The organism is Shewanella sp. HL-SH5 (assembly GCF_051163755.1).
Taxonomy (GTDB): Bacteria; Pseudomonadota; Gammaproteobacteria; order Enterobacterales; family Shewanellaceae; genus Shewanella; species Shewanella glacialimarina.
In genome coordinates this window covers 3,259,898-3,285,286 of the sequence record NZ_CP195038.1, presented here as the reverse complement: position 1 = coordinate 3,285,286, position 25,389 = coordinate 3,259,898, and the positions used below count along the sequence as shown (strand labels likewise).

The window sequence follows — 25,389 nt, the reverse complement described above, 5'->3', positions numbered from 1 at the left end:
ATAACTTGAGCATAAAAAAGTTGTGCTCAAGTTGTATTGAGTCGCTTTAGAACAGGATGTTAGTGTTCAACATACTGAGTGTTATATTTACCTTGCTCTGCATCAAGTAATATTTGCTGGTACAGATTACTCTGTTTTAGTAGGGATATTGCCTCATCAACTAAAATGGCAGTTTGTTGATCATGACAAGCAATATAGCGAGGTGCGGAGTCGAACAGGATTACCTGAGTAACTTCGTAAGGGTGTTTGATTTTGTGTTGGATTTTATGACGGTAATAATCAAAAATACGCTGCTCTAAGATAACCATTTGTGTATGCTCGCCAAATAACATTAGCACCTGACTTTTTTGGTTAGCTATTTCAGTATAATCTTGGTGTTGTTTTGATACTTCGATAAATTCATCCCCCAAATATTGACTGGCATTTTGGAAACTGATCAAAGAGTATTTTTTGAGATCGCTAATGGTGTCGATTTTGAGTTTGTTCTTGGTTAAATAAAACAGGCTATTTTGATATTCGATTAAACTTTGAGTCAGAAATAAGCCATCATCCGTAGCAGGTGCATTAATAATACAATCGACTTGTTTCGTTTTTACTAATCTCAATGCTCGTAAGTTAGTTGCGTAAGTAATACTCCCTAACTTAAGGTGGCTCATCTGTAATGCTGAAGCTAATAAGTGATATTGTAGCCCGCCTTTTTTATCGACAAAAAAGTAAGGCTCAATACTGTTACTGGTTGTAAAAGTTATTGGCATATTGTTTGATATAGGTTCAGCCGCATCGACACCAGCCAAGCTAACACCAGTAAGGTCTTCACCAGTATAGGTCAATTCAGTTGAGCAAAGTGTGGGAGAAATTAGCATGAGACTGCATAAACAGATTAATGACCCCAAATGACTTAGTTTACCGCGTGGTTTAAGGACGCGACTTAGTAATCTCAAATTATTTCACCTTATAAAACTGCATCGTTACCTGTAAAGTTTATTGAGTAACTATTATTCAGATGTGACTGGAGTATAACAAGAGACTATGGCGTCAATAGTTAATTTTATGCTTTTGGCGCTTCCCATAAAACACCATCTCTTAACATCGAATTTAAGATCACAACCATCTTTCTAATACAGGCAATAATAGCCACTTTCTTTGGTTTTCCTGCCGCAACTAACCGCTGATAAGTCTCTTTAAAAACAGGGTTAGATTGTATCGCTGACATCATGGCCATGTATAAAACCGTTCTCACTTGATGCCGACCCCCTTGGATCTTTCTATGCCCTTTGAAACGTCCACTTTCTTTATTCATGGGTGCAACACCAACTAATGAGCTGGCTTCTTTGTTATTGATATAACCTAATTCTGGTAGGTTGCTGATGATGGACGCAGCAGCAATTTTACCTATGCCTTTCATGCTTTGCAGGATGATATTTTTAGCTTGGTAGTCAGGGTTTGATTCGATGAGATTAACGATTTTAGTTTCAATTTTTGTAATCTGATTTTTAAACACAGTCAGAATAGGTTTGATAGTCATCGCTAGTTCTTTCGGAAGAATTTGAAGTCTGTTCTTCTCCATAGTTTGCATCACCAATAGTTGATTTCGTCTTCCGACTAAATCGCTCATAGCCTGCATTATCTCTGGCTTTAGTGTCGATAGCCGAGGTTTAATCGCTTCACTATAATGGGCGATAAGCTGTGCATCTAGCTTGTCAGTTTTAGCGCGTTGGCCAATTGCACCGGCAAAGCGTTTTATGTGTACAGGATTAGCGATTACGAAGGGTAAATTAGCATTCGCACAAGCCATAATAAACGGCATTTCAAGCCGTCCCGTCGCTTCAATGACAATACGTTCTGGGTGGTGTTTTTTAATGAGCCTCACCGCTTCTTTAATGCCTTTTTCATCGTTAGACACGGTGAAATAGATATCGAGAGGTCGAATATAAATGTCGAGTTGGAACTTGCCAGTATCGACACCGACGTTAATGTTTTGATTAGTTTTTGTTTTCATAATAAGCTAACTCTTGCTTGCAAATGCGGGTTCGAGACCCAGTAGACTATTCGAGTATTTTGCTTGGAGTCGTTTGTCGCGTTCTTTCTTGTTATCGGTCTCTCAATAGAGGATCCAGCACTCAATCGAACTACGACAAATGAAAGCTTTAGTTGCAGCTAAAGCCTGGGTCTCACATTACCCGAAACTGGGAATGATGTGTAATTAGTTGGGTTTATTATCCATACAAGCTCATTATGATCCTGTAGAAGATATTTTATGGTGTTATTTTTTGATGAGATTAACAAATCTAAAAATGAGATAAAGTAAATTATATCTTTAATATAAACAATGGTATAAAAACAATATTTTTATATTTGAATAGTTTATTGATTTGTTGATGGATAGTGGGTAAATTTTAATGTCATGTTTATGTAAATACCATTCATTTGGGACAATTTTTTGCAAAACGATTGAAATTTAGCCTGCAAGCCGGAGTTGTATTATATGTATTATCAAAATGATGATGTGCGCATCAATGAAGTCAAAGAGTTACTTCCTCCTATAGCCATTTTAGAGCGATTTCCGGCATCTGAAAATGCATCTGAAACGGTATTTACTGCGCGCAATAGTATTCATAATATCTTGGCTAAAAAAGATGACCGCTTACTCGTGGTGATAGGGCCCTGTTCAATTCATGACACTAAAGCTGCACTTGAATACGGCCAACGTTTAGCTATTATGCGCGAAAAATATGCCGATGAACTTGAAGTGGTTATGCGAGTGTATTTTGAAAAACCACGGACAACCGTTGGTTGGAAAGGGCTCATTAATGATCCTTTTATGGATAACAGCTTTAAATTAAATGATGGACTACGCACTGCACGTAAACTGCTGGTTGACTTAAATGATCTTGGTATTCCCACAGCTGGTGAATATTTAGATATGATTACCCCGCAATATGTGGCTGATATGATGTGTTGGGGCGCTATTGGCGCACGTACCACAGAATCTCAAGTTCACCGTGAGCTGGCATCAGGATTGTCATGCCCAGTCGGTTTTAAAAATGGTACTGATGGCACCATAAAAGTGGCCATAGATGCGATTGGAGCAGCTAATGCCCCGCATCATTTTTTATCTGTTACCAAGTTTGGTCATTCTGCTATTGTATCTACCAAAGGAAATCCTGATTGTCATATCATTTTACGCGGAGGTAAAAAGCCTAACTACAGTGCAGAAGATGTCAGTAAAATCCAATCACAACTTATCTCGTCTCAATTAGCTGACAATATTATGATCGACTTTAGCCATGCCAACAGTGCTAAGGATTATAAACGTCAGATGCTAGTTGCTGAAGATGTAGCAGCTCAGATTGCTGCAGGTAATCATGGTATTTTTGGTGTGATGGTTGAAAGCCATCTAGTTGAAGGACGCCAGGATATCGTTGATGGCAAAGTTGCATGTTACGGCCAAAGTGTCACCGACGCATGTATAGGTTGGCAAGATACCGAAGCGCTTTTAGCCACGCTTAGCAACAGCGTAATAAAACGAAGAGGCTAAAAAGAGATTTAATTTAAGGCTTAATAAATATGGCGCCTTACGCGCCTTATTTTTTAATGCTTTGTGTTAAATACTCATTTGCTTTGGCAAGTGTTCCAAATGCTAAAATGAGATTGTTACGCCCTTTGTCTTGTAATTCAGGGTTATTTGACTCTATCATCATCCAAACCCATGTTTGAATTAACTGTAGTGGAGGGTATTTTATATTCTCACTGTCTAGCATAAAGCTTCCTACCAATCATATTCAATTAACGATTACGCCATTAGCTTATGGTGCTAATTCTTTTGGGTAACCTAGTACGGTTAAAGAGTAACAAATTCTGATCTTAGAAATAACTCTTATTCGAGTCAAAAACCGCTAAAAGGCAATTTATTTTCAATTAACTAGTATTTTTGGAGTGCTTTAATTTAATTTAGTAGGTTAAAAGTACTGCTTTAATCGATTTAATAGTGTCATGCTGCTTTCGTTTGAGATTGTTTCTGAATATTTTAAATTATGCAGATTATTCTTATATGACGAATTTTGCATTTGTTAACATCATTGCTGTGAGTGCGGTGTTACCATGCCCACAGAGGAAATCGTCTCTATCTCAATATTTATCGCCCTTGATTAATTGGAGCTATTTATGCGGCCATCCGCTTATTTTGAAGGACCTGTAGGGAAACTTAATTGGACAGTATTAGGTATGCTTTGGCCTTATTTATTAGAATTTAAGGGGCGTATTTTTTTAGCTATGACCTGCTTGGTTGTGGCGAAGTTGGCCAGCGTGGGTTTACCGTTTATTTTAAAAGAGTTAGTCGATACGCTTGATAGTAATACTTCAGCTGCAAATGTCATTGTCGCCGCTCCAATCGTATTAGTGCTCGCATATGGTGCAATCAGGTTCCTCAACGTGGTGATCGGTGAAATTCGTGACACGCTTTTTGGCCGAGTAACAGAAAGAGCCATGCGGCGATTAGGTTTGGCTGTATTTGAACATTTGCATCGATTAGATTTAGATTTTCATTTAGATCGTAGAACCGGTGGTTTATCCAGGGATATTGAACGCGGTACAAGCGGTGTAAGCTTTTTAATGCGTTTTATGGTATTTAATATTGTACCGACCTTGCTGGAAATCACCTTAGTGATTGGTATTTTTTTCTATCAATACGGGATTAGCTTTGCGTTAATCACACTTGTTTCTGTAGTGGCTTATATTGGCTATTCGGTTATGGCGACTGAGTGGCGTACTGAATTTGTACGAGAAGCCGCTAGGGCAGATTCTTTATCTAACACCCGTGCTATTGATAGTTTATTGAATTATGAGACAGTTAAATATTTCAATAATGAAGCCCATGAGGCCGCGCGTTATGACTCTGCTCTTTGTGAATGGGAAGTGGCAAAGCGAAACAACCGTTTATCATTATTTGCGCTAAATGCTGGACAGGCGTCGATTATAGCGATTGCGATGACAGCCATGATGTGGCTTGCTGCTGTCGAGGTGACTGAAAAAACCATGACAATTGGTGATTTTGTACTGATTAATGCCTTTATGATGCAGCTATTTATTCCACTTAATTTTTTAGGCTTTGTGTACAGAGAGATCAGAGGTGCACTGGCCAATATTGAACGCATGTTTGATATTTTGGATAAACAACCTACCGTAGTTGATAGGGAGCACGCCAGTGATCAACCCCCAGAGCTCGGTAAGATTAAGTTTGAGAATGTCAGTTTTCAATATGATGAAAGGCAAATATTAAATAATGTTAGTTTTGAAGTTCCTCTAGGTAAAAAAGTGGCTGTGGTTGGTGACAGTGGAGCCGGTAAATCGACCTTGATTAAATTACTGTTCCGCTTTTACGATGTTAATAATGGCCGTATTACCATAAATGATGTTGATATTCGCGATATGACTCAACAAGCATTAAGGCGCGCTATTGCGATTGTTCCTCAGGATACAGTGTTATTTAATGATTCTTTATTTGAAAATATTCGCTACGGTAGACCTAGTGCAACCCAAGTTGAGATAGAGCAAGCCGCTGAACTCGCACATTTGAGTGAGTTTATTAATGTGCTCCCTAAACAATGGCAAACCAAAGTTGGTGAGCGTGGATTAAAGTTATCTGGTGGGGAAAAACAACGGGTCTCTATCGCACGCGCAGTATTAAAATCTGCGCCCTTTTTAGTATTCGATGAAGCAACATCATCTTTGGATAGCCGCTCTGAAAAAGCCATTTTAAACGCTCTACGTGATGCAGCTAAAGGTCATACAAGTCTAGTGGTAGCACATCGTTTATCAACAATTATCGATGCTGATATGATAGTCGTACTAAGCAAAGGGCAAATAGTTGAAACAGGCACCCACGCGGAATTGATCAATAACAAAGGCTTGTATGCACACTTATGGACTATTCAGAATGAACAAACTTAAACAACCTCTTTCCGTGATGTAAACCTTATTAAACATTGGCTTATATTTGTTTTGTGTTGCATTAACTTACGGCAGACCAGCTATTTAGGTGATAATGTGCTTTGTGTTCAAAACAATTAACAAGTTTGCTATGAAATAGGTTAAACGTGTTAGATTTAGCAAATTGAACGTATTTCATAACTCGAGTGAGGTTAAGTTGAATTGTTAACCTGTTGCAAGAAACAAGGTATAACTAGTGTTTATTAATAGTGTTTGAGTATAATTTACTCAACTATTTAACAGGATTATGGGTTGTTTATTAAAAAGCCGCACACTAGATTTGGATGGTTTGACAGCATGTCTCAAGTGCTAATTTTTAAATGCTAGTGTTAAAATGCTTATAACATATGGAGGTGGCTGATGCAGAATATTCTTTTAATCGCAGCCCTAGAAGGTACTCAACACCAGGTGAGTACAGATTGGTTTGCTATTGTTGCTATGTTAAAAGCGCGTGAATTATCAGATGATGAAATTAACCGTGTTTATAATGAATTGTGTGCAGGATTAAGAGTGACAACACGTGGGGTAACATTAGCGAAGCAGTCTATTAATGAAATGGACAAGAAAATTATTAAGCAATCTGAAAATAAGGATTTGCTGATATAGGTTTGTAGGTGAGAAGCTCGATTTATGGCTTCGGTTGGACAATAGGTGCATAACTATTCAGGGGTTATCAATAGTGCTTAGAAGTTACCAATAGAGCTATTTTTTTTGCCAACCAATACAAACCAGCTTTATTAATGTATCGGGTTCTGTTAATGGAACAAGCCTAATAATTTTACCTTGTTCAAAACACACCATCTCGCCTTCAATTTCAGTCAGACGATCGCAATTTTTACAGCTGTAACTTGCTGTTTTTCCTTTCGTTGCAGTTTGAACGTTCTTTAAATTCAAGATTGTATCCTTTAAAGCATTTTTATCGACTTTTAGTCGCTATCAGCTAATCACTATAGGTGATACATCTTACACTTTACCTCTGTAATGTGATCTATGCATCACCTTCTAGTCTAACTGATAATCAAAAAGCTTTAAAGTAATACTTTGGGACTGTATTCGAATAGCTTAATTAATCAGATGCTTATAATGTTTATCTAGAGAAACGGAAACACCACTAGAAATTACAATGTGTGCATGTTTTCGCGTCAATTGTCTCGCATCGTTAACACCGCAGGAGTGAGCTATCATTGTTAAATCATAATGTAAGAAATGATTGTAGTTGGCTACACGAGTCGATTTATCTTTGGGGTCGAGTCCTCGCTGTAATCGCTTATCGTGGGTGGTGATACCTGTCGGACAAGTATCTTTATTGCATTGTAGTGATTGAATACAGCCCAACGCAAACATGTTACCTCTGGCTGATGCGATAAAATCTGCACCTGTAGCGAGTGCCCATGCAGCATAAGATGGCATGACTAACTTTCCAGTCGCAATAATTTTTATCCGCTGACGTAGCCCTTTTTGAATAAGTAAGTCGACTAACCTTGGCAGGCTTTCTCGCAGTGGTAAGCCAACATTGTCCATTAGAGCTTGAGGCGCGGCACCTGTTCCACCATCTGCGCTGTCTAAGGTGAAAAAGTCTGGTGCATGCTCAAATCCCCTTAGAGCAATTTCTTCACACATATCTTCAATCCAGGTGATATCGCCTATAACCGCTTTTATACCAGTTGGTTTTCCTGTTGCATTTCTCACTTGGGCAACCATGTCTAAAATATCTGCTACACAGGTAATTTCAATATGACCGTTAGGGCTGATAGAGTCCTCTCCAATGGGAATCCCCCTAATATTAGCTATTTCTTCAGTGACTTTTAGGCCTGGAAGTATACCGCCTTTACCTGGTTTAGCACCTTGGCTGAGTTTAATTTCAAACATTTTAACTTGTGGGTTAGCTGCTACTTGTTTCAATTTTTCGTTATCAAGGTGACCTTCTGCATTACGTACGCCATATTTTGCGGTGCCAATTTGAAATACTAAGTCACAATTACCTTTAAGATGATGTGGGCTTAATCCCCCTTCACCAGTATTTAACCAGCAGCCTGCTTTTGCTGCACCGTGGGATAATGCGGTTATTGCAGGTCTTGATAATGCACCAAAGCTCATGGCTGAAATGTGGCAAATTTTGTCTGTGGTATAGGGCAAATCACATTGCTCGCCAACCGTTACTGTGGCTGGTGCAACATGAATGTGATCACTGATAGGAAATGCTGAGTTGAGAAATAAAATACTGCCCTGCTTGTCTAAGGGCTGAGTTGAGCCAAAAGCAATGGTGCGCTCTACGTTTTTTGCTGCTCGATATACCCAGCTGCGTTCAGCGCGATTAAAAGGTAACTCTTCGCGGTCGTTAGCAAAAAAGTATTGTCTAAAAAACTCACCTTGTTTCTCAAATAAATAACGAAATCGACCAATAACCGGATAATTATGCCTAATAGCTTGTTTTGTCTGAAGCTTATCAGCGATGTACATATACATTACACCAATGATAACGGCCCAAAATAGCATTAGAAACAGGCCTGCAAACAGATCTATCCCCCATAAAATCCACGGTTGCAATTGCATGTATTATCCTTAAATTAAGCGAGTTAAATTTATCTCAACAGATTGATTAGTCAATATAGTTGAAGATTACCTACTACCGTTGAAACTTATACTGAGTATCAAGAATAAGATCAATCTAGCTGAAATAACGAGTTTATGACTAGTCAAAACAACTAAATGAATAGTTTAAAGCTTAACAATATTCATTCGATGCAGTAATCGAAACGTTAATCTATGCCGTTCAATAAAGTATCTGATGCTGATGTTGAGTGTAAGGGTGTTTTTTAAAAATATCACTTTAGGTTAATTTTTATTCGTCGATAAAGAGATATAGATTTCAAAAATGGAGCAGGCTTCATGGAAATTAAACCCAATAGAAATATGACCCAGTTTACATCATTGTCAAAAAATACAGAGAAAGATAAACAGGCTGTTGATAACGTCAGTAATCAGGGTGTGCAGTCAGAGGTTAAGCAAGCCAATATGTCTGTTAGTCAAATTACTAAGCGATTAATGAATGGACAAATTCTGGCGGCACAGGAGAAAGTGACGTTATCTTCCGGAGATCAATCACTGGCATTGTTATATCGCAGTGCCATTGATGCCATAGATGCTGAGCTTGATTTAGTCTTGGGTGAAAATAAACCCTCCAAATCAATGGAGGTTGAAGTTGATTACTCGCCTACAGCCACAGCAGATCGGATAGTACAATTTGCCACAGGTTTTTTTGGCTTATATCAGCAACAAAACCCCGAAGATGATTTCGAGACTCAGCTTAATAGCTTTATGGATAAGATATCTAAGGCGATAGATGAAGGCTTTGGACAAGCCAAAGCCATATTGTCAGGTTTGAAAGTGCTTCAAGGCGATATTGTCGCTGGTGTGGATAGCACCTATGAGCATATTCAAAGTGGATTAGCTAAGTTTAAGTTAGACATGTTACCTTCTACTAAAGACGCAAAAGAATAAGGGTGTGTTATGTGGGTAACTGGTGAAGTAATTGAGCGAATTGATTGGAATGAAAAGCTTTTTTCCTTAAAGATTAAAGCGCCTGTTGAACCTTATATCGCAGGGCAGTTTATTAAGTTAAGCCAAATCCGAGATGAAAAACGTATTGCTCGGGCTTATTCAGTGGTTAACCCACCAGGCAGCGATTATGTCGAAATATTAGCTGTAGCTGTTGAAAATGGTCAATTGTCACCCGATCTGCAATCACTTAACCCCGGTGACACAATTGAAGTGACACCCAAGGCGACCGGATTCATGATCCTAGATGAAATTCCCCATGGCGCACTGCAAGGTAAGCATTTGTGGTTGATTTCTACTGGCACCGCTGTTGGCCCCTTTATTTCAATGTTGTTAACTGACGAGCCTTGGCAGCGATTTGAAAAAGTTGTTTTGGTCTATGGTGTCCGCTTAGCCTCGGACTTAGCGTATTTAGAATCTATTAAGCAGCTACAGGCAAAATATTCCCAACAATTTCACTTTATTCCTATTGTTACCCGTGAATCCTACGAAGATGCGTTAATGTGCCGCATTCCCGATGCGATTAATAATGGTCTGTTACAACAAAAAGCGTCATTAACGATTAATGCAGAAGACTCTCAAGTGATGATTTGTGGTAATCCTGGGATGATTTCTGATGCACAAACCGCACTATTAGAATTAGGGTTAACTAAAAACCTAAGAAGGGCTCCTGGGCAAATAACAGTAGAGAAGTACTGGTAATAAGCCACAGTGTTATATGCTTGCAGTACTGAGCGAGATCTAAGTCAACATCAATACAAATTTAATAAAATGCGCTTGCTCCTTTTGTGCTGATCATTTACCCTTGTCGCGATTGATAACTATTATCATTGTTAGTTGCTTTTGGCAGTTTAAGTCAACCAAGGAGAATGTGGAAATGAAAATGGTACAAGGCACTGCGATTTTAGGGTTAGCATGTTTAGCCAGTTCTGTAATGGCGGATGAGGCGTTAACTGTATATTCATATCGACAAGCCTTTTTGGTTGAACCTATCCTAGAGCAGTTTACTCAAAGTACTGGTATTCAGGTCAATGTTGTATTTGCTAAAGATGGTATTGCAGAACGGATTGAACGTGAAGGCCGTTTGTCTCCAGTTGATGTTGTATTAACCTCTGACTTTTCTCGTTTAATGGAATTAGTTGAAAAAGATCTTGTCTCTCCAGTTAATAATGATGTGATTAATAGCAATATTCCTGAGGTTTATCGTTCACCTAAGAATGATTGGTATGCACTAACTATGCGCGTACGTAATGTGTACTCTTCAAAAGAGCGCACAGGCAAGATTGATATCGATTATGAAGACCTAGCTAAACCGGAATACAAAGGTAAAATTTGTACTCGTAGTGGTAAGCACCCATACAATGTAGCTTTGGTTGCCTCTATGATCGCACATCATGGCGAAGCAGAAACTAAAACCTGGCTTACAGGCGTTAAAGCTAACTTAGCCCGCAAACCCCAGGGTAATGATCGCGACCAAGTGTTAGCGGTTAAAGAGGGGATGTGTGATGTTGCTATTGGTAATAGTTATTACTATGGCAATATGATGATGGACGAGAATCAAAAAAGCTGGGCTGAAGCCGTTGAGATAAACTTCCCTAACCAGGCTAACAGAGGTGCACACATCAACGTATCTGGTATGGCGCTAGCTAAGTTTGCGCCAAGCAAAGGTAATGCAATAAAATTAATGGAGTTTTTAACCTCTAATGTTGCTCAGCAAGCCTATGCAGAGGTTAACATGGAATATCCGGTTAAAGCTGATGTAAAGCCATCAAAACTTGTGGCATCATGGGGCGACTTTAAAGCAGATTCACTTCCTATTTATAAATTGGCTGAAAATCATCAAGCGGCAGTGAAGCTACTAGATGAAGTAAAATTCGACCTTTAATATCAATATTGATATTACGCCAGTTTTTGCATTGTCACTCAATACGGTGTCGAGGATTGCACCGTATTGATTTAACTGGATAGTTGTTATGATTTTAGGTTTATCCAGAAGCTGGTCGCTTACTGGTTACTTAATAGCGGCGGTGATCACACTGCCGCTTATTGCATTAATAGTGCAAGCCACATTTCCCGATGAAGCCGTTTTTAAGCACCTGTTTGATACCGTACTTCCAACCTATATTGCTAATAGCTTATTGCTTATGCTGCTGGTGGGTATTGGCTCGTTAGTCATTGCCGTACCTGCAGCATGGTTTGTCGCCCGTTGTGAGTTTCCTGGGCGTCGATATTTTCAATGGTTATTGCTATTACCATTGGCTATGCCAGCCTATATAGTCGCCTATGTTTATACTGATATGCTGGACTATGCAGGTCCTGTACAACGTGTCTTAAGAGATTTGTTTCAGTGGAGTTCTCCACACGATTATTATTTTCCTGCTATTCGTAGTCTAGGTGGTGCAGCGATCATGTTATCGTTAGTGCTGTTCCCTTATATCTATTTATTGGCTCGTACTGCTTTTATGGAGCAGTCTTCTAGTTTATTACATGCATCGCGCATTATGGGGTCTAGCCCTTGGCGTAGCTTTTGGCGGGTAGCTTTACCTATGTCACGTCCAGCGTTGGCGGTAGGTGTGGCACTGGTTGCAATGGAAACCGCTGCCGACTACGCCACCGTAAGCTATTTTGCTGTGCCAACATTAACCACGGCGGTATATGACACTTGGCTGGGCTATGGCAGTTTAACTGCGGCAGCCAAATTGTCAGCGATTATGCTGTTAGTGATTTTTACTATGGTCGGTGTTGAGCGGTTTGCCCGGCGCAAGCAAGAATTATTTCAAAAGCAATCAGCACTTAGCGATAGTGATAGGTATCAACTAAAAGGAATTAAATCTTTTGCAGCTTGGGCGTACTGCAGTGGATTATTACTGTTTGCATTTTTATTACCCTTTATAATTTTGAGCGCTTATGCCATCGATTATTTTGACCAAAGTTGGGATGCTCGTTTTTGGCAATATAGCTGGAATAGTTTGTATATAGCGGTACTCGTTAGCTTAATATGTTTATTATTAGCTTTAATATTGATGTTCGTACGTCGAGTGAGTCCTAGGCAATCAGACTCTCTACCATCACGCTTAAGTAGCACTGGTTACGCCTTACCTGGCACAGTTTTAGCTATTGGTGTGCTAGTACCTTTGACCTATTTAGATTTTGCGGTTAATGATATTTATGACTGGTTTGGCGCTCGCGGCCCTGGTTTGTTTTTTACGGGTAGTGTTTTTGCGATTGTATTTGCATTCACGGTGCGTTTTTTAGCGATAGCAATTGGTAGCCTTGAGAGCAGTTATAAGCGCATATCACCATCGTTAGATATGGCCAGTATTACTATGGGCCAAAAGCCTATACAGCTACTAATGCGTGTTCATTTGCCATTATTGCGCAAGGGCTTATTGGCTGGTGCGCTACTGGTGTTCATTGAAAGTATGAAAGAGTTGCCTGCAGCGCTATTATTAAGGCCAATTGGCTTTGAAAATCTAGCGACCTATGTATTCCAATTTGTGTCTGATGAAAAGCTCGAGCATGGCGCTCTGGCAGCTATTGTAATTGTATTTGTTGGACTTATCCCGTTGATTTATCTTAACCGTTCATTGGAGCATACTCGCTAATATGTCGACTCTCACCATCGAAAATGTCTTCAGTGATTACCAAGGACAAGTGATTTTAAACGGGCTTAATCTTACCCTACAACAAGGTGAAATAGTCGCCTTGCTGGGTCCCAGTGGCTGTGGGAAAACCACCTTACTTCGCGCTATTGCAGGTTTGCAGCCGATTAGTCAGGGCACAATTCAAATCAATGGCAATACCCTTACCGGTGATGGAATATTTATACCTAGTGAGCTGCGCGGGGTAGGAATGATTTTTCAAGATTATGCTTTGTTTCCTCACCTCAATGTGGCCGATAACATTCTTTTCGGCGTCAAAGGTTTGAATAAAATTGAGCGTCAAGCGCGTTTAGATGAAATGCTAGAACTAGTTAAGCTAAACGGCTTAGGCCAACGTTACCCCCATGAGTTGTCTGGTGGGCAGCAACAACGTGTATCTATTGCACGCGCACTGGCCTATGAACCCCAGTTACTCTTGCTTGATGAACCTTTTTCTAACATTGATGCTCAAGTGCGTAATGAGATGATGCTTGAAATAAGAAGCATTTTGAAACTGCGTAATGTTAGCGCTGTATTTGTCACCCATAGCAAAGATGAAGCATTTGTATTTGCTGATAAATTAGCCTTATTTAAGCAGGGTGCTATTATTCAACACGGCTTGGCTGAAGATCTTTATGCGTACCCTACTGACCGTTACGTTGCTGAGTTTTTAGGTGCTGGTAATTATTTACCAATAACGGTGACAAATAGTCAGCAAGTATCATCACCCATTGGTTTACTGCAAAGTAGTGCCGCTATAAATTATCCTGTAGATTATCAAGGGCACTTATTACTTAGACCGCAACAAGTTGAACTGGTTGCTGATGATAATGGCGTCGCCACTATCATAGATAGAAGGTTTTTAGGAACGGTTTGTCATTATTGGGTCAAAGTTGAAGAGCATTGTTTGGAAGTAAAAAGCCAAATGTTACAGTTATCGCCAGGGCAAAAAGTTAATTTATTTGCACCAACGCACCCCTTGGTTATTTTTTGATTTGTGTTATTGAAAAATTATTTTATGATGATTATAAGAGTTTCAATTGATTGAACACTGAATTAAATCGTTCAGTTTAAGTCTTTCTTTCCGATAACAATCTAGGTGGTTTGTTTCAATATGGATAATCAGGTTATGCCGCGCGAGCAATTAGGGATATGTGCTGAAGGTAATTTACATAGTATTTATTTGATGTTTAATGCCAACGACGGCGTTGAAGATAAACTGCGTCCTTCGATTGCTAGTGTAGCGCAATATATCTATGAGCTAACAGATCAATATGCTGATAGTGCCTTTAATGGCTTTGTTGGTATTGGGGCTAATTTTTGGGATACATATTATCCGCAGGCCCGCCCCGCACTGTTAAAACCTTTCCCAGCAATGAATGAGGGGAATCGTGATGCACCGGCTATCGAATATGATTTATTTGTTCATATTCGCTGTGATCGTTTCGATATTTTGCACCTGGTAGCCAATGAAATTAACCAAATGTTTGAAGATTTGGTTGAGCTGGTTGATGAGGAGCGCGGTTTCCGTTTTATGGATAGCCGAGATTTAACTGGCTTTGTTGATGGTACTGAAAATCCTAAAGGTCGTCATCGTCAACAGGTTGCTTTGGTGGCAGAGGAAGATCCTGAATTTAAGTCAGGTAGCTATATCCATGTTCAGAAATTTGCTCACAATTTAAGAAAGTGGCAACGTTTGCCTGTTAAGAAGCAAGAAGATATTTTCGGCCGGACTAAACAAGATGATATTGAATATGAATCAGCCGATAAGCCGTTAACCAGCCATACCAAACGGGTTAATTTAAAAGATGCTGATGGCAATACTATGGAAATTTTACGTCAAAGTATGCCTTATGGCTCAGTTAAAGAGCAGGGACTTATGTTTATCTCTAGCTGTAAGACACCTGATAACTTTGAGCAAATGCTACGTAGCATGATTTATGGTGATGGACATGGCAACCATGACCATTTAATGCTGTTTACTAAAGCATTAACCGGGTCATCTTTTTTTGCACCTTCACTGGATTTCCTCACCCAGTGGGAAGAAGAGTAATGTCTACGGTAGATGAGTAGCAGCTGTCATTAATAGTGATTATTAGCCGTCACTGTTAACAAAAATACCCAATAAAAAAGCAATGCCAAAGCATTGCTTTTTTATTGGGTATTTAGTGGCAAGCATCGATATTTCGGGATTCAGTGATCGCCAATAGCTGCTTCTTAGTGTAACTAAGCAGTTACTCAGTGAAGTTAAACAGAGACTTAACCGTTTCAAGCGTATCATCAATTGTTTTGATGCTTGAAGGGCTAATAAAGATAGTATCGTCACCGGCAATAGTGCCTAGAATACCCTCAGGCTTGCCTATCGAGTCTAATAATCGGGCAATTAGCTGAGCAGCACCAGGGCTGGTACGTACCACTATCATTGCTTGGTTATGGTCAACATCAAGTACCAAATTCTTCAGCGGGCTGCCTGCTGTTGGCACGCCTAATTCAGCAGGTAAGCAATAAACCATTTCTTGTTTGGCATTACGGGTTCTTACTGCGCCAAATTTGCTCAGCATTCGCGATACTTTAGATTGGTTAATATTGCCAAATCCTTCAGCCTGAAGCGCATTAACGATTTCACTTTGGCTGCCAAAGCGTTCTTCTTTTAAGATTGCTTTAAATGTTCTGACCAGATCATCCTGATTTTTATTGGTTGGCATATTGTATTTTCTTCTTATAGTTGTTATTCAAAAAAACGCTACATTTTGAATAGAAATGAATCTTGAGTCAAGAAAAATCCATTTTTTGTGAATATAAATTCAATTTAAAGCACTGTGTGAAGTGTAGTAAATAGTTTACTTAGTCACAAGTTGGGAAGGTTAAGCTATTTGTTTAATTTGCTTAGCACCATAATGGTTTGGCCGCTTTTATTGACTAAACGTAACTTATTTTGATTAAGCTTGGCGCTATAAACTAAAGGTAGTGCTTGCATCACTCTTTGTTCTTGTACCATAAGTGCTTCGATACAAGCTTTGCGGGTTGAGCCCGCGGGTGAAAGCGTCAGCAAATCATTTTTAAGTGAATATTGGCCCATAAATGGATTACAACTAGTGTTGCCTGTTAACTGACCGTTGTCAGAAAAAACTAATTTTGCAGGACTGTAATCAATAGTTGGTTCTGACAGCACGGATTCAATATGCCACTGGCCAACAAGTGTTGTGGTGTTATCAATATCTGAATAACTTTGGCATGCGCTTAATGAAAAAATAACTGCTGCGGCGCCTAAAAAATGCTTTATCATGTTTACTGTATTTGCCTGGATTGCTTCAATTGAAGCTATTCTACTTGATACTGTGTCAAAGTGATAACACGTCATCGGCCTATTAGTGAGAAATCGATATGATTAAATGGTTAAAAGGGCTTCATTACTTAGGGTCATTACTGTTATTTGCGGGCAGCTATTTACTGATTTTTACCGAATCTAGCCAGCGTGCTCAGGGAATGTTGATGGTGGCGAGCCTTATTGGCCTAGGTTTAACAATGATGACGCCCTATCCTGTAGCATTAGTCATCGAATGGGCTAAAAAACAAGATACTGCTTTAGCTAAGCCTCCGTCAGTTGAAAGTGATAAAGCTGAAGCACCTAAATCTGAAAGTTCCCCATCTGACAAGCCGCAGGAAAAAGAGTGATTCTATATCGCAAAGCCAATCTCGCGGATGTCTCGCAGTTAGTCGAGCTAGAACGCACCCATGTTAATGCTGAGCTAGGCCAGTTTGATCCCAGTCTTCAAGGGCAGGCTTTAACGGCTGCGCAAGTGACTTTATTAATCAATCAACATTGGATCATGCTGGCGCTAGATAACCAGCAGATTGTCGGTTACGTTATTGCTGCTAAATGGGACTTCTTTGCTAAACAAGCACTGTACCAAAAAATAATTCAAAAGCTGCCGCAATTAGATATTGAACGTGATGGTGTTAAATTAGCGCTTACTCAAACCAATAGTTGTCAATATGGACCAATATGGATAGCTGAACAGTATCGTGGCCAAGGCATTTTTGCTCACTTAGTTAATCATATTGCCGAGGCGGTGAGCAGCAAGGTTAGATATTTAGTTGCCTATATTGCTGAAGATAATAGCCGTTCCTTCAGTGCCCATACTCAATATGCCGATATGCAAGTTGTCGATTTCTTTAGTTTTCAACAGCGTGATTTTTACTTGTTAGTTCGAGTGATTTATTGAGATAAAAATGCTGAATATACCGCCTAAATTTGATGAGTTGTTTGCGCCTTATCTTGGATTGCGTTTGAGTGCATTCGATAACGCCAAATTAGTTGTCGCTGTGCTAGCGCAACATCAATATAAATATCATGCCGCTGAGATAATATTAATCACCAATAACACGGTTCACTCGACACCGCGTTATGCCATTAAGTGGTTAGGGTTAAGTGATAATCAAGAAAGTGATGGCTGTGATAATGAATGTCATGAGATAGATTATTGCTGGATAGATTGTGGCAAGATAAATCAATATGAAGTGGGATTTAGCCTAATTGATCCCATAGATGTACAAAGCAGCAATATTCAAGTCGTGAACACAATCACTGTACCGATTATGACCATGCAGCAAATCGGGTTTATGTGCGTCGAAAGCGCTCATTTTGATCACTGCTGATTGCCGATTACATTAGCGCTCCATTTTTGCGACGTTTAGATTTAACGGCTCTTGGAATGCAGACAATAAAAAACCGCCTGAATGGCGGTTTTTTAATTCACACTAGTCAGTCTTTAGTTAGAAGCCTGCATCAGCACGTAAAATATCTGCTTTATCAGTTGCTTCCCACGGGAACTCACTGCGGCCAAAGTGGCCATAAGCCGCAGTCTTTTGGTAGATAGGGCGAGCCAAATCTAACATTGCAGTTAAGCCATATGGACGTAACTCGAAATGTTGACGCACTAACTTGATCAGTAGCTCTTCTGATACTTTACCTGTGCCAAATGTTTCAATGCTAATTGAAGTCGGCTCTGCAACACCAATTGCATAAGACACTTGTAACTCACAGCGATCAGCTAACCCAGCAGCGACGATGTTTTTAGCCACATAACGCGCAGCATAAGCCGCACTACGGTCAACTTTTGAAGGATCTTTACCCGAAAAAGCGCCGCCACCATGACGAGCCATACCGCCATAGGTATCTACGATGATTTTACGACCGGTTAAACCACAATCGCCAACAGGGCCACCAATAACAAAACGGCCAGTAGGGTTAATAAAGTATTTAGTATCTTTAGTTAACCAGTGTGAAGGCAATACTGGTTTGATGATGGTTTCCATCACAGCTTCAATTAAATCAGCCTGTTTCACTTCTTCTTTATGTTGGGTTGATAACACAACTGCATCAATACCGACAATTTTGCCATCGTTATAAGCAAAGGTAATTTGACTTTTTGCATCAGGACGTAACCAAGGTAAGGTGCCATCTTTACGCACTTCTGATTGACGTTTAACTAATTTGTGCGCGTAAGTAATAGGTGCAGGCATTAACACATCAGTTTCGTTACTCGCATAACCAAACATTAATCCTTGGTCGCCAGCACCTTGCTCAGCAGGATCGCTTCGGTCAACACCTTGGTTAATATCAGGAGATTGCTTACCAATTGCATTCAAAACTGCACAGGAATCAGCGTCAAAACCCATATCAGAATGAGTATAACCAATGTCACGCACGGTTTTACGAGCAATTTCTTCGATATCAACCCAAGCAGAAGTGGTCACTTCGCCACCCACTAATACCATGCCTGTTTTGACATAGGTTTCACACGCAACACGAGCTTTTGGGTCTTGCTCAAGTATTGCGTCTAATACCGCATCAGAAATCTGATCGGCGATTTTATCTGGATGACCTTCTGAAACTGATTCAGAAGTGAACAAGTGCTTTGCCATAGTCGGAAATCTCATCGTTTGCTGATAAAAAATATAAATTTATATACGTCTAGACGTCTATTCTAGTCGAAATTGATTTTGATAACACCCCACTATACGAATTAAAGCGTAGAATTGTGCAATGTTTCATGAAAATGTTAAACAGCAAGATAAGCTGTTTGCTATTCTGTGTAATTAACGTGATGAAATTTAAGGTTTAAGTGACATTTTAATCGTGAGGTTTTAACGTAACTGTATACATAATTAGACAATATAAACCCAATAAATAAATTACCTGAACCAATAATGTCCGCTTTGATGGAAGCTTAATGCCACTATTTAAGCTGCTATATTAAGCCAATTTATGGCAATTATTGCGCTTTATTAGCCAATCTGATGTTTGAATTGATACACACGAAAAATATTAATTTGCGTCGCGCCGCCTAGTAGGGGAAAATATGTCTCCACAATTGCCCGCTAGACCTCATTAAACAAGCAGGAGAGAGCATGTCATCTCGTAAAGAACTCGCAAACGCAATTCGTGCGTTAAGTATGGATGCCGTTCAAAAAGCCAATTCTGGACACCCAGGCGCACCAATGGGTATGGCAGATATTGCTGAAGTATTATGGAATGATTTCCTAAAGCATAATCCAACCAACCCTAACTGGGCTGACCGGGACCGCTTTATTTTATCTAATGGCCATGGCTCAATGCTTATTTACTCTCTATTACATCTTTCGGGTTATGAGCTTCCAATTGAAGAGCTTAAAAATTTCCGTCAGTTGCACTCTAAAACGCCTGGTCACCCTGAATATGGTTATACCCCTGGTGTTGAAACCACCACGGGTCCATTAGGTGCAGGTATCAGTAATGCCGTTGGTATGGCGATTGCTGAAAAAACCTTAGCAGCACAGTTTAACCGTGATGGCCACGATATCGTTGATCACTTCACTTACTGTTTCTTAGGCGACGGTTGTTTAATGGAAGGCATTTCACATGAAGCCTGTTCATTAGCTGGCACATTAGGTTTAGGTAAACTAATTACATTCTGGGATGACAACGGTATTTCTATCGATGGTCACGTTGAAGGTTGGTTTACTGACGATACGCCTAAGCGTTTTGAAGCATACGGTTGGCATGTTATTGCTGATGTTGACGGTCATAATCCTGATGCAATCCGCGCCGCAATTGAACAAGCTAAGTCTGTAACAGATAAGCCTACAATGATCTGTTGTAAAACAATTATTGGTTTTGGTTCACCGAATAAATCGGGTAGCCATGATTGTCACGGCGCACCATTAGGTGATGCAGAAATTGCAGCGGCTCGCGAATTCTTAAACTGGCCACATGCTCCTTTTGACATTCCATCAGATGTTTATGCTGGTTGGGATGCTAAGCATAAAGGTGTGGCTAATGAGTCATTATGGAATGACAAATTTGCTGAATACAAAGTGGCTCACCCAGCATTAGCGGCAGAGTTTGAACGTCGTGTCTTAAACGGTGATTTACCGGCAGACTTTGAAGCAAAAGCACAAGCATTTATTCAAGAATGCCAAGATAAAGCTGAAGGCATTGCAAGTCGTAAAGCATCACAAAATGCTATTGGTTTCTTTGGTGCTATGTTACCTGAGTTACTTGGTGGTAGCGCAGACTTAGCTGGTTCAAACCTTACGCTATGGTCAGGTTCAAAAGGTATTCAAGACGATGCAGCCGGTAACTACATTTATTACGGTGTACGTGAGTTTGGTATGAGTGGCATTATGAATGGCGCCTCATTACACGGCGGTTTCATCAATTACGGCGCAACATTCATGATGTTTATGGAATACGCACGTAATGCGGTACGTATGTCTGCATTAATGGGTATCCAGAACATTTTCGTTTATACCCATGACTCAATCGGTCAGGGTGAAGATGGTCCTACACACCAACCTGTTGAGCAATTAGCTAACTTACGTATGACACCTAACATGACTGTATGGCGTCCATGTGATGCTGCTGAAACAGCAGTATCTTGGAAGTCTGCAATTGAAACTCGCAAATCGCCAACGTCTTTAATCTTTAGCCGTCAAGGTCTTAAGGCTCAAGCGCGTAGCGCTGAGCAATTAGCCAATGTCGCTAAAGGTGGTTATGTGCTGCTTGATTGTGAAGGCGCTGCGGACGTTATCTTAATTGCTACCGGTTCAGAAGTGCAGTTAGCGGTTGATTCTGCTGCAGCATTAACTGTCGATGGCATCAAAGTACGCGTAGTGTCTATGCCGTCGACCAATGTGTTTGACAAGCAAGATGCAGCTTACAAAGAGTCTGTATTACCTCGATCTGTGACTAAACGCGTAGCAATTGAAGCGGCTCATGTTGATTTCTGGCATAAGTATGTTGGCTTTGATGGCGATGTTGTCGGCATGACAACCTTCGGCGAGTCAGCACCGGGTGGCGACTTATTGAAGCACTTTGGCTTCACCGTTGATAATGTGGTTAGCAAAGTCAAAGCACTGGCTTAAAAACATGATCCACGATTGACTCAAATTAGCGCTTATATGTTAAGTGCTTAATTGTGTATAATATGGCGGCCGACACTTTATGTGTTGGCCGTTTTTTATTTTTCTGCCTTAATAATCTCTCTCTTTATGCTGGGAATGGAATGATTCGAGTTGCAATAAATGGTTATGGTCGTATTGGTCGCTCCATTCTGAGGGCGTTATATGAATCAGGGAAGCGTGACCAAATTCAAATAGTTGCGATTAACGAACTCGCAAAACCCGACGCTATTCGTCATCTTACCCAATACGATACAACCCATGGTCGTTTTAAACATCAGGTCAGCTTAAAAGACAATCATCTTATTATTGGTGATGATGCCATTCTATTGCTTAATCAGTCTGACCCAAGTCAACTACCTTGGGCTGAACTGGATATCGATATTGTTTATGAAGCGACGGGTAGCTTAAATGATCGTCAAGAATGTGAAGTGCATATTCAAGCAGGTGCTAAACAAGTCCTTATTTCTCATCCTTCTTCTCCCGATGTTGATGGCACTATAGTCTATGGGGTGAATCATGATTTACTGCGCCCTGAGCATACAGTCGTGTCCAATGCATCCTGTACAACCAATTGTATTGTGCCGGTTATCGATGTGTTAGATAGGCATTTTACGGTTAAAAGTGGCGCAATTACCACGATCCATTCGGCGATGAATGACCAGCAAGTGATTGATGCATATCATGATGATTTACGTCGCACCCGCGCCGCCAGTCAGTCAATTATTCCAGTGGATACCAAGTTAGCACGCGGTATTGAGCGTATATTGCCCCACATGAAAGATATGTTTGAGGCCATTTCAGTGCGCGTGCCAACAATCAATGTTACAGCGATTGATTTGTCCGTTACCCTTGAGAAAAAAGTCGATATAGCCCAAATTAATCAGGTGTTAGCCTTGGCCTCAAATGGCAGTTTTAATGGTATTTTGGGATATACAGAAGAGCCATTAGTGTCATGTGATTTTAACCATGACCCGCGGTCGAGTATTGTTGATGGCACCCAAACCCGTGTCAGCGCCGGGCATTTGGTAAAATTACTCTTATGGTGTGACAACGAGTGGGGTTTTGCTAATCGCATGCTCGACACAAGCTTGGCGATGATCCAAGCTAGGCAGTCAAAAAAATAATCCTGATGATTTATGTTAAAAATAACTAAATAACTAAATCAAAGTACTTAAATGATTTTTTAACCGTGGATCATGCATCGGCGGTGAACAACAGATTTGTTTTTTAATTTTTACATTTATAAGGAAAGGCTAATTATGGCTATTATCAATATGGTTGATTTAGATCTGCAAAATAAGCGCGTGCTTATTCGTGAAGATTTAAACGTACCCGTTAAAGACGGTGTTGTAACAAGTGACGCACGCTTGCGTGCTGCATTACCAACAATCAAACTGGCACTTGAAAAAGGCGCTGCTGTGATGGTGATGTCTCACCTTGGTCGTCCAACTGAAGGCGAATTCAATGCTGAGTTTTCGATGCAACCTGTTGTCGATTATTTAGTTAACGCACTGGATTGCCCAGTTCGTTTAGCTGATGACTACCTTAACGGTGTTGACGCTAAAGCGGGTGAAGTGGTTGTGTTTGAAAACGTGCGTTTTAACGTTGGCGAAGGCAAAAACGATCAAGCACTCGCGAAGCAAATGGCAGCATTATGTGATGTGTACGTTATGGATGCTTTTGGCACCGCACATCGCGCCCAGGCATCAACCCATGGTGTTGGTCTGTTTGCTCCTATCGCTTGTGCTGGCCCATTATTGGCCCAAGAGTTAGATGCTTTAGCTAAAGCAATGGATAACCCAGCACGTCCGTTAGTGGCCATTGTAGGTGGCTCTAAAGTCTCTACTAAGTTAACTGTGCTAGAAAGCTTGTCCGGTATTGTTGATCAGCTCGTAGTGGGTGGCGGTATTGCCAATACCTTTATTGCTGCAGCGGGTCACAATGTAGGCAAATCATTATATGAGGCAGACTTACTTGATGAAGCTAAGCGTTTAGTCGCTAATGCCAAGAGTCGCGGTGCTGACATTCCTGTCCCTACAGATGTTGTTGTTGCCAGCCAATTCAGCCCAACGGCTGAAGCGACACTAAAGTCTGTGAGCGATGTGAGTGACACCGACATGATTTTTGATATCGGCCCAGATAGTGCAGAAGCTTTGGCAAAGATTATTGAACAAGCTGGCACGATTGTGTGGAATGGTCCTGTTGGCGTATTTGAGTTTGACCAATTTGGTAAAGGCACTGAGCGTATCGCCCAGGCCATTGCAAATTCAAAAGCCTTCTCTATTGCTGGCGGTGGTGACACCTTAGCGGCAGTGGATAAATACAATATTGCAGATAAAGTTTCATACATTTCGACCGGCGGCGGTGCTTTTTTAGAGTTTTTAGAAGGCAAAAAGCTTCCTGCTGTAGAAATGCTTGAACAACGCGGCGCAGAATAAGCGTTAAGCGATAAAAATAATAATTATTATAAAAAACCGTTCCTTAAGTTAACAGACCTAACAATTGTTAGCTTAAGGAATATAAAAATCCATCCAAAAAATAGCGACCTAGGTGAGTAATCACCCTATAATTGGAGAACAAAAATGGCTCTTATCTCTCTACGACAAATGCTAGACCATGCGGCTGAACATGGTTATGGCGTACCTGCTTTTAACGTAAACAACCTTGAGCAAATGCGTGCAATTATGCAAGCGGCTGAAGCAACAGACAGCCCTGTTATTGTGCAAGCCTCTGCGGGTGCGCGTAAATATGCTCGTCCACAGTTTTTAAAGTATCTAATGGCTGCAGCGCTTGAGCAATATCCAGATATTCCAGTGTGTATTCACCAAGATCACGGTACCGATCCTGATATTTGTCAGCGTTCTATTCAATTAGGTATGTCGTCAGTTATGATGGACGGCTCGTTAATGGCCGATGGTAAAACACCAGCTTCATATGAATATAACGTGGATGTGACTCGTCGCACTGTTGCTTTCGCACACGCATGTGGTGTGTCTGTTGAAGGCGAAATTGGTTGTTTAGGCAGTTTAGAAACAGGCGAAGCTGGCGAAGAAGATGGTATCGGCGCTGCAGGTATTCTGACTATGGACCAAATGCTAACAACCCCAGAAGAAGCTGCGCGTTTTGTTGCAGATACTCACGTTGATGCATTGGCTATTGCAATTGGTACTAGCCATGGTGCTTACAAGTTTAGTCGTAAGCCTACAGGTGATGTTTTACGAATAGATCGCATTAAAGAAATCCATGCCCGTATTCCTAATACTCACCTAGTAATGCATGGTTCATCTTCAGTACCACAAGAGTGGTTAAAGATTATCAATCAGTATGGCGGTCAGATCCCTGAAACTTACGGTGTTCCTTTAGAGGAAATCGTTGAAGGGATTAAGCATGGCGTACGTAAAGTGAATATTGATACCGATTTGCGTTTAGCTTCTACTGGTGCAGTTCGTAAATTCTTAGCTGAAAATCCAGCAGAATTTGATCCACGTAAATTCTTAAAAGCATCAATGGAAGCTATGGCAGACATTTGTACTACGCGCTATGAAGCGTTTGGTTGTGCTGGTATGGCATCTAAAATTAAGCCTAAGTCGTTACAAGCTATGTATAAAGCTTATCAATCTGGCGAGTTAGACCCAAAAATAGTCTAATTTATAGCCGCGTTAAAGCCCGTCAGACTTAGGTTTCGGCGGGCTTTTTGTTTGATAGCATTTATAGTTTTTTGTTAGTTGGTGCATTTTCGTCATACTGTAATTGT

24 protein-coding genes are annotated in these 25,389 nt (G+C 40.4%); 16 read left to right on the top strand and 8 right to left on the bottom strand.

What is annotated here, in order from left to right:
- Positions 1 to 59: 59 nt before the first annotated feature.
- Both ACRWQM_RS14325 and ACRWQM_RS14320 read right to left on the bottom strand, forming a co-directional pair.
- Positions 60 to 863: a substrate-binding periplasmic protein gene (locus ACRWQM_RS14325; protein WP_434930419.1), complete on the bottom strand. Its 804-nt coding sequence runs from the start codon at positions 861 to 863 to the stop codon at positions 60 to 62.
- Positions 864 to 1,048: 185 nt separating this feature from the next.
- On the bottom strand, positions 1,049 to 1,999 hold the full coding sequence (locus ACRWQM_RS14320; RefSeq protein ID WP_434929890.1) for an IS110 family transposase: 951 nt from the start codon (positions 1,997 to 1,999) through the stop codon (positions 1,049 to 1,051).
- 486 nt (positions 2,000 to 2,485) lie between these two features.
- Here ACRWQM_RS14320 and aroG point away from each other — a divergent pair, with 486 nt between their 5' ends.
- A complete protein-coding gene (gene aroG / locus ACRWQM_RS14315) occupies positions 2,486 to 3,538 on the top strand; it encodes a 3-deoxy-7-phosphoheptulonate synthase AroG (RefSeq protein ID WP_434930418.1) in 1,053 nt (350 codons plus the stop codon).
- Positions 3,539 to 3,584: 46 nt separating this feature from the next.
- Here aroG and ACRWQM_RS14310 read toward each other — a convergent pair whose 3' ends face one another.
- Positions 3,585 to 3,761 carry a hypothetical protein gene (locus tag ACRWQM_RS14310; protein ID WP_434928376.1) on the bottom strand — a complete coding sequence of 59 codons (177 nt, stop codon included), beginning with the start codon at positions 3,759 to 3,761 and terminating at the stop codon, positions 3,585 to 3,587.
- 403 nt (positions 3,762 to 4,164) lie between these two features.
- Here ACRWQM_RS14310 and ACRWQM_RS14305 point away from each other — a divergent pair, with 403 nt between their 5' ends.
- Complete coding sequence (locus tag ACRWQM_RS14305; RefSeq protein ID WP_434930417.1) at positions 4,165 to 5,949, top strand: ABCB family ABC transporter ATP-binding protein/permease; 1,785 nt, start codon at positions 4,165 to 4,167, stop codon at positions 5,947 to 5,949.
- Positions 5,950 to 6,348: 399 nt separating this feature from the next.
- Entirely contained in the window at positions 6,349 to 6,594 is a 246-nt protein-coding gene (locus tag ACRWQM_RS14300; protein WP_226410952.1) for a hypothetical protein, read from the top strand.
- A gap of 96 nt (positions 6,595 to 6,690) precedes the next feature.
- Here ACRWQM_RS14300 and ACRWQM_RS14295 read toward each other — a convergent pair whose 3' ends face one another.
- Together ACRWQM_RS14295 and ACRWQM_RS14290 are read right to left on the bottom strand one after the other, a co-directional pair.
- Positions 6,691 to 6,882, bottom strand: coding sequence for a hypothetical protein (locus tag ACRWQM_RS14295; RefSeq protein WP_434930416.1), 192 nt, complete (start codon positions 6,880 to 6,882; stop codon positions 6,691 to 6,693).
- Positions 6,883 to 7,050: 168 nt separating this feature from the next.
- A complete protein-coding gene (locus tag ACRWQM_RS14290; protein WP_434930415.1) occupies positions 7,051 to 8,541 on the bottom strand; it encodes an FMN-binding glutamate synthase family protein in 1,491 nt (496 codons plus the stop codon).
- A 336-nt stretch (positions 8,542 to 8,877) separates the two neighbouring features.
- On the opposite strand from ACRWQM_RS14290, the gene ACRWQM_RS14285 reads away from it, so the two are divergent.
- The 6 genes from ACRWQM_RS14285 to ACRWQM_RS14260 all read left to right on the top strand — a co-directional run bounded on the left by ACRWQM_RS14285 (position 8,878) and on the right by ACRWQM_RS14260 (position 15,240).
- A complete protein-coding gene (locus ACRWQM_RS14285) occupies positions 8,878 to 9,489 on the top strand; it encodes a DUF5610 domain-containing protein (protein WP_434930414.1) in 612 nt (203 codons plus the stop codon).
- Between the two features lie 9 nt (positions 9,490 to 9,498).
- The gene (locus tag ACRWQM_RS14280) at positions 9,499 to 10,248 is read left to right on the top strand and encodes a ferredoxin--NADP reductase (protein ID WP_434930413.1); all 750 of its coding nucleotides are present in this window, start codon (positions 9,499 to 9,501) and stop codon (positions 10,246 to 10,248) included.
- Between the two features lie 175 nt (positions 10,249 to 10,423).
- Complete coding sequence (locus ACRWQM_RS14275; RefSeq protein ID WP_434930412.1) at positions 10,424 to 11,431, top strand: Fe(3+) ABC transporter substrate-binding protein; 1,008 nt, start codon at positions 10,424 to 10,426, stop codon at positions 11,429 to 11,431.
- An 88-nt stretch (positions 11,432 to 11,519) separates the two neighbouring features.
- A complete protein-coding gene (locus tag ACRWQM_RS14270) occupies positions 11,520 to 13,151 on the top strand; it encodes an ABC transporter permease (protein ID WP_434930411.1) in 1,632 nt (543 codons plus the stop codon).
- Between the two features lies 1 nt (position 13,152).
- Complete coding sequence (locus ACRWQM_RS14265; RefSeq protein WP_434930410.1) at positions 13,153 to 14,181, top strand: ABC transporter ATP-binding protein; 1,029 nt, start codon at positions 13,153 to 13,155, stop codon at positions 14,179 to 14,181.
- A 120-nt stretch (positions 14,182 to 14,301) separates the two neighbouring features.
- Complete coding sequence (locus tag ACRWQM_RS14260) at positions 14,302 to 15,240, top strand: Dyp-type peroxidase (protein WP_434930409.1); 939 nt, start codon at positions 14,302 to 14,304, stop codon at positions 15,238 to 15,240.
- 181 nt (positions 15,241 to 15,421) lie between these two features.
- Here the strand turns inward: ACRWQM_RS14260 and argR are convergent, their stop codons facing one another.
- Positions 15,422 to 15,892 (bottom strand): transcriptional regulator ArgR, encoded by a 471-nt coding sequence (gene argR / locus ACRWQM_RS14255; RefSeq protein WP_226410943.1) that lies wholly within the window; start codon positions 15,890 to 15,892, stop codon positions 15,422 to 15,424.
- Positions 15,893 to 16,056: 164 nt separating this feature from the next.
- On the bottom strand, positions 16,057 to 16,473 hold the full coding sequence (locus ACRWQM_RS14250; RefSeq protein ID WP_434928385.1) for an META domain-containing protein: 417 nt from the start codon (positions 16,471 to 16,473) through the stop codon (positions 16,057 to 16,059).
- A gap of 98 nt (positions 16,474 to 16,571) precedes the next feature.
- On the opposite strand from ACRWQM_RS14250, the gene ACRWQM_RS14245 reads away from it, so the two are divergent.
- The 3 genes from ACRWQM_RS14245 to ACRWQM_RS14235 are packed head-to-tail and all read left to right on the top strand — an operon-like array spanning position 16,572 to position 17,846.
- Positions 16,572 to 16,862 carry a hypothetical protein gene (locus tag ACRWQM_RS14245; RefSeq protein ID WP_434930408.1) on the top strand — a complete coding sequence of 97 codons (291 nt, stop codon included), beginning with the start codon at positions 16,572 to 16,574 and terminating at the stop codon, positions 16,860 to 16,862.
- Positions 16,859 to 17,413 (top strand): GNAT family N-acetyltransferase, encoded by a 555-nt coding sequence (locus ACRWQM_RS14240; protein WP_434928387.1) that lies wholly within the window; start codon positions 16,859 to 16,861, stop codon positions 17,411 to 17,413. The genes ACRWQM_RS14245 and ACRWQM_RS14240 overlap by 4 nt, the downstream gene beginning before the upstream one ends.
- Positions 17,414 to 17,420: 7 nt before the next feature.
- Complete coding sequence (locus tag ACRWQM_RS14235; RefSeq protein WP_434930407.1) at positions 17,421 to 17,846, top strand: hypothetical protein; 426 nt, start codon at positions 17,421 to 17,423, stop codon at positions 17,844 to 17,846.
- A gap of 117 nt (positions 17,847 to 17,963) precedes the next feature.
- Here ACRWQM_RS14235 and metK read toward each other — a convergent pair whose 3' ends face one another.
- Positions 17,964 to 19,115, bottom strand: coding sequence for a methionine adenosyltransferase (gene metK / locus ACRWQM_RS14230; RefSeq protein ID WP_434930406.1), 1,152 nt, complete (start codon positions 19,113 to 19,115; stop codon positions 17,964 to 17,966).
- Between the two features lie 486 nt (positions 19,116 to 19,601).
- Here metK and tkt point away from each other — a divergent pair, with 486 nt between their 5' ends.
- From tkt to fba, 4 genes are all read left to right on the top strand, one after another.
- Complete coding sequence (gene tkt / locus ACRWQM_RS14225) at positions 19,602 to 21,596, top strand: transketolase (RefSeq protein ID WP_434930405.1); 1,995 nt, start codon at positions 19,602 to 19,604, stop codon at positions 21,594 to 21,596.
- A gap of 140 nt (positions 21,597 to 21,736) precedes the next feature.
- Positions 21,737 to 22,759 carry an erythrose-4-phosphate dehydrogenase gene (epd, locus tag ACRWQM_RS14220; protein ID WP_434928391.1) on the top strand — a complete coding sequence of 341 codons (1,023 nt, stop codon included), beginning with the start codon at positions 21,737 to 21,739 and terminating at the stop codon, positions 22,757 to 22,759.
- Positions 22,760 to 22,894: 135 nt separating this feature from the next.
- Positions 22,895 to 24,073, top strand: coding sequence for a phosphoglycerate kinase (locus ACRWQM_RS14215; RefSeq protein ID WP_434928392.1), 1,179 nt, complete (start codon positions 22,895 to 22,897; stop codon positions 24,071 to 24,073).
- Between the two features lie 144 nt (positions 24,074 to 24,217).
- Complete coding sequence (gene fba / locus ACRWQM_RS14210) at positions 24,218 to 25,282, top strand: class II fructose-bisphosphate aldolase (protein ID WP_226410935.1); 1,065 nt, start codon at positions 24,218 to 24,220, stop codon at positions 25,280 to 25,282.
- The last annotated feature ends 107 nt before the right edge of the window (positions 25,283 to 25,389 follow it).